This window comes from Desulfacinum infernum DSM 9756, from assembly GCF_900129305.1.
GTDB lineage: Bacteria > Desulfobacterota > Syntrophobacteria > Syntrophobacterales > DSM-9756 > Desulfacinum > Desulfacinum infernum.
Genome location: NZ_FQVB01000036.1, coordinates 26,870 through 37,704, shown reverse-complemented (window position 1 = coordinate 37,704; position 10,835 = coordinate 26,870). Strand labels below are relative to the sequence as shown.

6 protein-coding genes are annotated in these 10,835 nt (G+C 65.2%); 2 read left to right on the top strand and 4 right to left on the bottom strand.

Annotated elements, in window-relative coordinates; genetic code table 11:
* Positions 1–72: 72 nt before the first annotated feature.
* Positions 73–3,078, bottom strand: coding sequence for a DNA polymerase III subunit alpha (locus BUB04_RS15395; RefSeq protein WP_073041095.1), 3,006 nt, complete (start codon positions 3,076–3,078; stop codon positions 73–75).
* A gap of 570 nt (positions 3,079–3,648) precedes the next feature.
* Positions 3,649–4,809 carry a DNA polymerase Y family protein gene (locus tag BUB04_RS15390; protein ID WP_073041093.1) on the bottom strand — a complete coding sequence of 387 codons (1,161 nt, stop codon included), beginning with the start codon at positions 4,807–4,809 and terminating at the stop codon, positions 3,649–3,651.
* Between the two features lie 307 nt (positions 4,810–5,116).
* Here BUB04_RS15390 and BUB04_RS15385 point away from each other — a divergent pair, with 307 nt between their 5' ends.
* On the top strand, positions 5,117–6,550 hold the full coding sequence (locus BUB04_RS15385) for an FAD-binding oxidoreductase (protein WP_073041097.1): 1,434 nt from the start codon (positions 5,117–5,119) through the stop codon (positions 6,548–6,550).
* Between the two features lie 61 nt (positions 6,551–6,611).
* Complete coding sequence (locus tag BUB04_RS15380) at positions 6,612–7,202, top strand: Uma2 family endonuclease (protein ID WP_073041091.1); 591 nt, start codon at positions 6,612–6,614, stop codon at positions 7,200–7,202.
* 68 nt (positions 7,203–7,270) lie between these two features.
* On the opposite strand, the gene BUB04_RS15375 is transcribed toward BUB04_RS15380, so the two are convergent.
* Together BUB04_RS15375 and BUB04_RS20155 are read right to left on the bottom strand one after the other, a co-directional pair.
* The gene (locus tag BUB04_RS15375; protein WP_073041090.1) at positions 7,271–8,485 is read right to left on the bottom strand and encodes a 4Fe-4S dicluster domain-containing protein; all 1,215 of its coding nucleotides are present in this window, start codon (positions 8,483–8,485) and stop codon (positions 7,271–7,273) included.
* A gap of 105 nt (positions 8,486–8,590) precedes the next feature.
* Entirely contained in the window at positions 8,591–10,831 is a 2,241-nt protein-coding gene (locus tag BUB04_RS20155) for an FAD-dependent oxidoreductase (RefSeq protein WP_073041088.1), read from the bottom strand.
* Positions 10,832–10,835 lie beyond the last annotated feature (4 nt).

Sequence of the window (10,835 nt, the reverse complement as noted above, 5' to 3'; positions counted from 1 at the left end):
TCTTTCATATTAAGAATAGAACCCCGCCGGAAAACGGCAAGAGATTTCCTGCCCAATCGGCAAGGCGGGGCTTCAACCCATGGGTTCCACGTGGCTCACGGTGACGCTCACCGCGCCGAAGGATTCCTCCACCGTTCCCCGCAGGGCATAGGGCCGTTCCCAGTCCAGGGTCCGGCAGAAGCGCGCATAGGCTCCGGGAAAGAAGACCGTCTCGTAGATGGCCGTCTCGTCCTCGAAGGAGACGAACGCCATGGGATCCCCTTCCCGGGTGACCACCTCCTTCTTCGTGATGGGCCATCCCTTGAGCCACACCGACCTCCCCACCGCCCTCGCCAGGTCTTTGGCTTGGATCCACGGCCTCCGCCTGGCACGGTAGGCCGCTTCATGGCAGCGCAGGGGATGCACGGAAAGAACGAAGCCCAGGGCCTCCCGCTGGTGGCGCCACAGGGTCTCACGGTCCGGAGCCGGAAGCGGCGGCACGGACCCGGCGGCCGCGCCACCCAGGGAGGCAAAGAGGCCGAGGGACGGCAACGTCGCCCCGCGACGCGGCGTCCCCCCGGCCGGTTGCCGTCCGGTCCGGGCCCGCACCCACCACAGGAGCTGGGACCGGTTGATGCCGCACGCCTCGGCCAGCGCGTCCAGGGCGCCGCTCTTGGCCAGCACCACGGCGTCCGAGGGCGGGATGGACACCCGATCAAACAATTCTTCCAGGTTGCGGTACGGCCCGTTCCGAAGCCGCTCCGCCAGCAGCCGGTCCACGGTTTCCCGGCGCACGCCCTGAAGCTGCTGCAGTCCCACCCGGATCCATCGGCCCTTCCCCCGGTACTTCCAGCGGCTTTCGTTCACGTGGGGGCCCAGGATCCGCAGGCCCAACCGTTCAGCCTCCGAAAGGTAGGCCCGGGCCGTGTAGTAGCCGCCTCCGTTGGCGATCACCGCCGCCATGAATTCCGCCGGGTAGTGCACTTTGAGCCAGGCGGCCTTGAAGCTCACCAGGGCGTAGGACGCCGAATGGGGCTTGCAGAAGGAATAGCCGGCAAAGGACGTGAACATGTCCCAGACGGAACGGATGACCTCCTCCGAAACGCCCCGCCGCCGGCACCCGTCCTCAAATTTTTTCCGATAGTCTTCGATCTGTTCCCGGCTTTTCCTGCTCAGCACCTTGCGCAGGCCGTCCGCCTCGGCCCAGTCGAAACCCGCCAGCGCCATGGCCGTCTGCACCACATGTTCCTGATAGACCAGGATCCCGTAGGTCTCCTTCAGCAGCTCCTCCAGGTCCGGATGGATCGGCTCGTAGGGCGCCCCGTGAAGCCGCTCGATGTAGGCGTTGATGTAGCGGTTGGCCGCCGGGCGGATGATGGAGGAATGAATCACCAGGTGTTCGAAGTCGCCCCGCCGCGTCTTTCTCTGCAGCTGGCGCATGGCCGGGGATTCCACGTAGAAGACACCCATGGTGTCCCCGCGGGCCAGAAGCGCCCGGGTGGGCGGATCGTCCAGGGGATTGAGGGACGCGTAGTCCAGGCGGCGTCCCGTGTTTTCCGCCACCATCTCCAGGGCGTCCCGGATGACTCCCAGGGACCGGTTTCCCAGAAGATCGATCTTCACCAGCCCGGCTTCCTCCGCCTGATCCTTTTCCCACTGGATGATCCGAACGCCCTTGGCAGCCCGCTCCACGGGCACGTAACGGTCCACCCGGTCGGGAACCAGCACCATCCCGCCGCAATGGACCGAAAGGTGACGCGGCAGTCCCTCCAGCCGCGTCGCCAGTTCCAGGATCTCCGGCCAGGGAGGATCCGGCCGGAAGCCCCGAAAGGCCGGGTGACGCTCCATGCGCTCCCCGATACGACTCGGGCGCGTCCAGCCGCTCAAGCGCCGGGTCACCTCCCGGATTTCTTCCGGCGGTATCCCGTACACCTTGGCCGTCTCCCGAACGGCCGCCCGGGCTCCGAACCCCACGTGGTTGGACACCATGGCGAACCGGTCCGAGCCGTAACAGCGCTCCACCTCCTCCAGGAGCCCGTCCCGCTCGTCCCAGGGAAAGTCCACGTCGATGTCCGGGTGGTCCTTTCGCTGGGGGTTGAGAAACCGTTCGAAGACCAGGTTGTGGCGCAGGGGATCCACGTGGGTGATCCCCAGAAGGTAGCTCACCAGGCTGGCGGCGGCGCTCCCGCGGCCGCAGTGGATGGGACGCCGGGCCACGATATCCGCAACCACCAGGAAGTAATCCACGTAGCCCTTGCTTCGGATGAGGTCCAACTCGGCCGCCAGGCGCCGTTCCAGCTCCGGAAAGGTCCCGCCGTAACGCCGGCGAACGCCCTCCCGGCAACGGCGGACGAGAATCCGGTAGTGATCCGCTTCCCGGTCGTCGTAGTGCGGAAACACCGTGCGGAAGGAGAGCCACCGGGCCCGGCAGCGCTGAAGAATCCTTGTCGCGTTGGCCACCGCTTCCGGGCAGTGGGGAAAACGGCGAAGCCCCTCTCTCGGCGGCTGGAGCCACGCATCGGCCGGAGCCGTCTCCTTGGGATCCAGAGTGCTCAGGACGGCACCCGTGGCCATGGCCCGCACCAAGCGGTGGAGCGGAAAGTCTTCGGGATCGGCGAAATAGACGGGAAAGACGGCCGCGGGCGGAACCCCGAGGGCTTGAGCCAGCCGGAGCGTCTTTCTGCCCTCCGGTCCCGGTGCCACGGCCGCGTAGCATTCCAGGCGGGGCGCCGCCGCTTCGATCACCCGGGGATCGTCGCTCAGGAGCACCAGATGCCTTCGGGCCTCCGGCACGGCCGCTTCCAGCCGAAGGCTCGGTTCCAGGTGGAGTCGAGTCAGGAGGCCGCAGAGCATCTCGTAGCCCCTGGGGGACCGGGCCAGGACCACCGCTTCGCGGCCGGCCCGCACCAGATGCGCCCCCACCACGGGCTGCACGCCGAACCGGCGGGCGGCCTGGAGAAAGCGCACCAGGCCGTACAGGCCGTTTCGGTCGGTGCACGCCACGACGGCGTGGCCCCGCTCGGCGGCCCGGCGGCAGAGGTCTTCCGGGGAACTCACCCCCCACATGAAAGAATAACTGCTGTGCACCAGACAGATCATGGGCGTCCCTTTTTGAGAATTCACCGCAGAGACGCAGAGAACACAGAGGAAACCTTTTCGTGTCGGGGCGCTGAGACGCCGCCCCGACACGAGCCTCGCCCCTTCGGGGCAAATCCATCCCGGCCATCACGAAGGCCGCTCCTTGTGACGCGCCGCCCTTCTCAGCGGTGCGGCACAAAAAGGAAAAGCTCGGCGGCCTCCGCGCCTCTGCGGTGATTTTCCCTCGACCCCCACCCGGCGGCAGAGGTCTTCCGGGGAACTCACCCCCCACATGAAGGAATAACTGCTGTGCACCAGACAGATCATCCCCCGCCCTCTCGGGTTTCACCGTTTTGGGTTTCACCGCAGAGACGCAGAGAGCACAGAGCTACTCTCTTTGTGCCGCGCCGCTGAGAGGCCGGCCCGGCACAAGAAGCACCCTTCGGGAACGTTTCGCCGCGCGCCCGGAAGATCGCCCCGCAGGGCGGGGCTCGGATCGGGGCGCCGTCTCAGCGCCCCGATCCGAAAAGCTCTTCCTCTGCGGCCTCTGCGTCTCTGCGGTGAATTTCCCTCGACCTTACGACTCACGACTTACGTCGCTACGCCCCAGCGGACGGCGCTTCGGCCGAACCGGCCCCGCACGGCATCCAGCGCGGCCTGAATCCGCCGCTCCCGGGCCAGGTCCACCCGGCGGTCCGGGAAGAGGGAAAGCTGACCGAAGGGCATGCGGAACTGGGACCACTCCAGCACGATCCTGCGCACCGCCACGCGCCGAGTCGTCACGGCACGGAAAAGATCCCGGGCCGCGCCGAAGAGCACCCGGTCCAGGATCTCGCTCCCGGCGGGCAGACTCCGGGATCCGCTCCGCTCCACCCCGTCGGCATGGCGCACGTGGATTCGCACCCGGCCCGGCATCCGGTTTTGGCGCCTCAGGACCCAGCCCGACTCCTCCACCATGTCGAAAAGGAAGGCTTCCAGTCGGTCCCGGTCGATCTCATCCGCCGGAAGCAGGCGCACCACCCGGAGTTCCGCCGTCCTTTCGAAGGGCACCACGGGAAGCGGGTCCTCCCCGCGGGCCAGTTCCAGCAGGCGCCCCGCCCGTCGGCCCAAGACGGGAAAGAGATGCGCCGGGGCCAGCGCGGCCAGTTCTCCCACCCGCCGGATGTTGAGATCCCCCAGGACGGCGGCGGTGGCGGGGCCGATTCCGGGAAGCAGTGTCACGGGAAGGCCCTCCAGGAAGGCCCTTTCCGCCCCTGGAAAGACGCGGCTCACGTCCCCCGCCTCCACGCAGGCAGCCGCCGCCTGACTCACCAGCTTGTTTCCCGCCAGTCCCGCCCGGGCGGCCAGGCGGCGCCGGGAAAAGAGCTCGTCTTCCAGCCGGCAGGCCGTGTCCGTGGCCGGACCCCACAGCCGCCGTGTTCCCGTAAGATCCACGAAGAACCGGCCCAGGGCCGCCCCTTCCACCAGCGGGGAAAAGCCGGCCAGGTCGCGGGCGATCACGCCGTGGGCGCGGGTGTAGAAGGACCGGTCGCACGGCACCACCAGAAGCCCGCGGCACCGGCGCTGGGCCCGGGCCAGGGGCATTCCTTCCAGGACGCCTTCCCGGCGGGCCGGGCGGTTCACCGCCTGCACCACGGCCCGGGAGGTCGGGTCGGCCACCGCCAGAGGACGGCGAGCCCGGGACGGATCCCGCAGCTCTTCCAGCGCCGCACAAAAATCCGGCACCTGGATGTGCAAAATGGTCCTTTCCATGACGGTCCATCCCCCCCCTCGCAGTCCCGTTGCGTGTTGCTGCAGGGTGAGCATAAGGTGAATAAAAGGTGAAAGTCAAGGGGGCCTTCGGCGGGCGGAACGGCCGGTAAAATTCACCGCAGAGGCACAGAGAGCACAGAGGAAACCTTTTCGTGCCGCGCCGCCTGTAGGGGCGAATCATCATTCGCCCCTACAGGCGGCGCGGCACAAGGAGGAAAAGCTCTGCGACCTCTGCGTCTCTGCGGTGAAATTTTTTCCAACCCATGCCCCGGAAGCGGTTAAAATGGCCGGGAAAGGTGAACCGCCCATGAAATGGAAGAAGAACGTGAAACCGAAAAGCCGGCTTCCCGTCCCTGAATTCCGCCGGATCTGCGGCCCGGAGCATGTGCTCACGGCTCCGGAAGACCGCCTGGCCTACAGCTTCGACGCCAGCAAGCTTTCCGCCCTGCCCGAAGCCGTGATCCTTCCGGGAAGCGCCGCCGAAATCGCCGAAATCCTTCGCCTGGCCAACGCCCATGGCTTCCCCGTCTATCCTCGCGGAGCCGGAAGCGGCATGGTGGGCGGGGCCGTCCCCGACCGGGGCGGCGTGGTCCTGGCCCTCACGCGCCTCAACCGCATCCTGGAACTGGACCCGGACGACATGATCGCCGTGGTGGAGCCGGCCGTGGTCACCGGCCGCCTCCAGCAGGAAGCGGCCCGCCACGGCCTCCTCTACCCCCCCGACCCGGCCAGCCTCTCCTTTTCCACCATCGGAGGCAACGTGGCCACCTGCGCCGGCGGGCCCCGGGCCGTGAAGTACGGCGTTACGCGGGACTACGTGCTGGGCCTGGAGGCGGTGCTTCCCACGGGGGAAGTCATCACCACGGGAACCCGGACCGCAAAGGGCGTGGTGGGCTACGACCTCACCCGCCTCCTGGTGGGATCGGAAGGCACCTTGGGCGTCATCACCCGGGTGGTGCTCCGCCTGGTTCCAGCCCCCGAAGCGGTGTGCACCCTGGCGGCCGTCTTCCCCCGGATCGACCAGGCGTGCCGGACCGTGACGTCGGTCTTGCGGGCCCGGATGGTTCCCACCACCCTAGAGCTTCTGGATCGGGCCACCCTGGAGGCCGTGGAAGCCCACGTGCAGGCGGGGCTCCCCGTCCATGCGGAAGCCTTGCTCCTTCTGGAGGTGGACGGCCCGGACGCCGTGGTGGACGACCACGCCCGCCGGATCGAAGAGATCTGCCGCGAGATGGGCGCCCGGGACGTACAGAAGGCCCGGGATGCCGCTTCCCGGGAACGGCTCTGGAGCGCCCGACGGGCCATCTCCCCGGCGCTCCGGCGCATCCGGCCCGGAAAGATCAACGAGGACGTGACGGTTCCGCGCTCCCGCATCCCGGATCTCATCCGTTTCAACCAGAGCCTCGCCCGAAAGTACGATCTCATCATCGTGAGCTTCGGTCATGCCGGGGACGGCAACATCCACACCAACATCATGGTGGACCGCTCCGACCCCGACGAGATGGCCCGGGCGGAAAGGGCCGTGGAAGAACTCTTCCGGGAGGTGCTGCGCCTGGGCGGGACGCTGTCGGGGGAGCACGGGATCGGGATCACCAAGAGCCCCTTCTTCCAGTGGGAGGTGCATCCCGGGGCGCTGGACGCCATGGTGCGGATCAAGCAGGCCCTGGATCCCAACAACATTCTGAATCCCGGGAAGATGTTCGTGCCCAACCGGGCGTTTTTTGAGAGGGATAAGGGATAGGGGGTATGGGATAAGGGCTATGGGGTAAGAAGAAAGGGTTTCAGCGACGACGGAGGATCCGATGCCTGTCGGCACACCTGAACGGACCAAGGTAACCTATCAAGATTACCTGAGCTGGCCCGACGACGAAAGGTGGGAAATCCTGGACGGGGTTCCTTTCGCCATGACGCCGTCACCCAGTCCGCACCATCAAAGGATTTGCCGCAACGTGGCGGGCGAGCTCTACCTGCAAAGGGAAGGGCTGGGTGAATGCGAAATCTTCCTGGCCCCCACGGACGTGGTCCTCGACCCCCACAATGTGGTCCAACCGGATATCCTGGTTCTATGCGGGCGGGATCAGATCACGGCGAAGAACATTCAGGGAGTGCCGGACCTGGTGGTGGAAGTGGTTTCCCCCTCCACCGAGATCAAGGATCGAAGAGAGAAGAAAAGGCTCTACGAACGACACGGCGTGAAAGAGTACATCATCGTCTTTCCGGAACGGGAATACGTGGAGCGGTACCACCTTTCTCAGGGATCCTATGGCGGTCCGGACCTTTTCAACTGGAACGAAAGCCTGGACCTTCTCACGTTCCCCATCCGCCTGGACCTGTGGAAAATCTTCGAAAAGACGCCGCCTGAAAAATCCAACACTTCTGAGAACGACGTATAAAAAAGCCGGGACGGCACCTCGCCGCCCCGGCTTCTTTCTCTGCGATCTCTGGGTCTCTGAGGTGAACCTTAAGCCGCTTCGGCCTTGGCTTCCGCCGGAGCTTCCGCCTTCTGCGCTTCCAGTTCCGCGTAGTACTTTTCCTTCACGCCCTTGAGATACGCCGCCATGGGCCGGTAGGCCAGGTGGGCCCATTTGGCGAAGGGAACTTCCAGCACCAGCATGGGCACGGCCACCATGAGGTGGAGAATGTACAGGGCGTACATGGCGAACGGGATGTTCATGAGCCGCAGGATGTGCACGGCGATACCCGTGATCACCGTGAGTTCCAGGAGCACCAGGAACATCCAGTCGGTGCCGTGGGAGTTCTTGTAGGGCGCCTTGCTCCGGCGCATGCGGCCCCAAAGCGCATAGGTGGCGCCGATCAGGATGGCGATGGTGGCATAGTAGCCCAGCAGCCGGATGGGATGGAAGAACGGGTAGATCACGTCGCGGCCCGTGGCCGGGTCATAGGGACGCTGGAAGCGCAACGCATCCCAGTTGAGGCCGATCAGTTCCAGACCGCCGCAAAGCAGCACCGCCACCAGGATGAAGGCCGTGGTGTAGCCGGTCATGATGAGCAGGTGGATGACCCACTGGGTGCGGTCCTCACACTTGGCCCAGCGCTTCTGGGTGAGGAAATGCAGCACCAGCTCTTTGGCTTCCGACGTGTAGATCCGCAATGGGATCTTGGTGAGCAGGTCGCCCATGGAAAACTTGATGAAGCGCCAGACGTTGGAAAGGAGGAAGAACGACAGGATGGCCGCCATTATGAGGTCGGCGATCTCCATGCCGGCGGCCGGCCAGGCCTTTTCCAGCGACGCGTTCTGCCAGTCGAACTCCTGGGCGAAGACCAGCATGAGCAGGCCCACGAAGAGGGCCACGGCCAGCACGGCCATGGTTTCGAACTTTTCCGACGTGTAGAACTTGCGGGAAAATCCCGTCCAGTCGTACTGGCTGGTAAGCCAACGGCGCAGCACCATCATGGTCTCGCCGGGGTCCGCGCCGCGCGGGCATCGGTCGGAACAGGACCCGCAGTAGTAGCACAGCCACGGCTCGCTGGACTGGAGGATCTTGTCCTTCAGGCCCATCTGGGCGTATTTCACAAGCTTTCTCGGGAAGGGCGTGCCCGTTTCCGAAAGCGGGCATTCGGCGGTGCAGTTTCCACAGTGGAAGCACTTGCTGGCGTCTTTCAGCCCGAAGTGCTTCAGATCCTTCATCAAGTTCGGATCCACCTTGATACTCATCCTCAGGCCTCCTCGTTTTGTCGGATCCCAAACGGATAACCCGTCGTCATGTCGTGGATGGGACGGGGCCGCCCCGCACGGGACGGCCGCTCCATGTTCCGGGGTTTACATATCCTTGTAGGGGTTCGGACCCACTTCTTCCAGGGTCTCTGCGAAGTCGTCCAGGATCTGCGGCAGCTTGTCGTAGTCCGTGATGGAGATGGTTTCAAAGCGCACACGATCCGATTCCAGCACCAGGCGGTCCAGGGTCTCCTTGATCTTGCTCAGCCGGATGTTGGCCAGCTCACTGCCCTTGATGAAGTGGCACTGGTAGTCGTCGCCGAACTTGCAGCCCAGGAGCAGCACGCCGTCGATACCGCTGGAAAGGGCGTCGGCGATGAAGATCAGGTTCATGGACCCCAGGCAGCGCATGGGAACCACGCGCACCCAGGCGTTGTAGGTCATGCGCCGCAACCCCGCCATGTCCAGAGCCGGGTAGGCGTCGTTTTCGCACGCCAGCACCAGGATCCGGGGCTTTTCCTCGTCTTCTTCCGGAACTTCCATGGCCTTGATCATGTCGCCGATCATGCCGATGGAGTAGTTCTTGAACGAGATGATCCGCTCGGGGCACGCGCCCATGCACACGCCGCAGCGGCGGCACCGGGTGGGCTGAGGCAGCGGGTTGGCCTTTTCGTCCTCGTTGATGGCACCGAAGGGGCATTCTTCCGTGCAGCGCTTGCACTGGGTGCAGCGTTGCATGAAGAATTCGGGGAAGCTCATGTCCCCGGCGCGCGGGTGCACCGCCTTGCCCTGGCTCACCAGCTCCACGCACTGGATGGCCTTGAGGGCCGCGCCGGCGCCGTCTTCCAGGGCCGCCGCCACGCCCATGGGCCTGCGCACGCAGCCGGCCGCGTAGATGCCGGTCCGTCGCGTTTCATAGGGGAAGCAGATGAAGTGGGAATCGGGGAAGCCGTACTTCAAGCCCGGAAGTTCCGGACCCTGGCGGTATTGCAGGTTGAGGATGTCGGAGACCCTGATGGCGTCCTGGGGAACCTCCAGTTCCTCTTCCTGCTTCTTTTCCTCGCCTTCCTGCTGCTGCATGCGGGCGCGCACCTTGGCGTAGTCCTCGCCGAAGGCGGTCACAGGCACCATGCCCGTGGCCAGCACCACCAGGTCCAGGTTTTCCAGAACCACCGTCTCGCCCAGGAGCTCGTCCAGGGCCTCCACCGAGACCGCCGATCCCATGACCTTCACCTCGGGATCCTGGCAACGGATGAAGATGACCCCTTCTTCCTGGGCCCGCCGGTAGAGGTCTTCCGCCTGGCCCGGCGTCCGCATCTCCTTGAAGACGATGAAAACGTTGGCGTCCGGGTTGGTTTCTTTGATGAAGATGGCCTGCTTCAGGCTGGTGGTGCAGCAGGTGGCCGAGCAGTAGGGAAGCCGCTGGGGATCGCGCTGGCCGGCGCACTGGAGGAAGGCCACGGCCGTCACGTCCTTGCCGTCGCTGGGCCGTTTGAGCCCGCCGTTTTGGACCATCTCCTCGAACATCACGTTGGTGATCACATCGGGCGACTGGCCGAATCCCAGCTTGGCGTCCAGCTGGGCCGGGTCGTAGGGCTTCCAGCCGGCGGCCATGACGATGGCGCCCACCCTGTGTTCCGCCTTCGTCCCGTTCTGGGAGATGGTGACCTTGAAAAGGCCCGGGCCGCCCGCGGTCTTTTCCACCTTAGCCCCGGTGTAGACGGTCACGTTGCCGTCGGCGCTCACTTCCTGGACGAGGGAGGCCACGTCATTGTCCTTCAGGCCCTTGTAGGGGAAGGTGGCGATCTTGGACACCTTCTTCTGGAAGCCGCCCAGCTCCTTTTCCTTTTCCACCAGCACGGCCTTGTAGCCGGCCTTGGACACCTCCCTGGCCGCCGTGAGGCCCGCCAGGCCGCCGCCCACGATGAGGATGTCCTTGGAAAACTCCTCTTCCGGCTTGTAGGGTTCCGGAAGCTCCATCTTCTTGATCTTGGCCGCGGACATGCGCACGTAGTCCTCGGCCATCATCTGGGTGTCCTCATCGCCCGGCTTCTGGCACCAGACCACCTGTTCGCGCAGGTTCACCCTGTCCACGATGCAACCGTCGAAGCGGAAGACGTCGTACATGACCCGGGGAGAACAGGCGGCGATCATGAGGGAGTTGACGCCTTCGCCGTCGATGTCCGCCTTGATGAGATCCACCCCTTCCTGACTGCACAGGCAGGCGTGGGTCTTCACCACCGGCACCTTGCATTCCTTCTGGGCCACTCCGGCCAGCTGATCTATGTCCAGGGCATCTCCGATGCCGCATCCCGTACAGATATAGGTGGCGAGTTTCTTCTCCATTGAG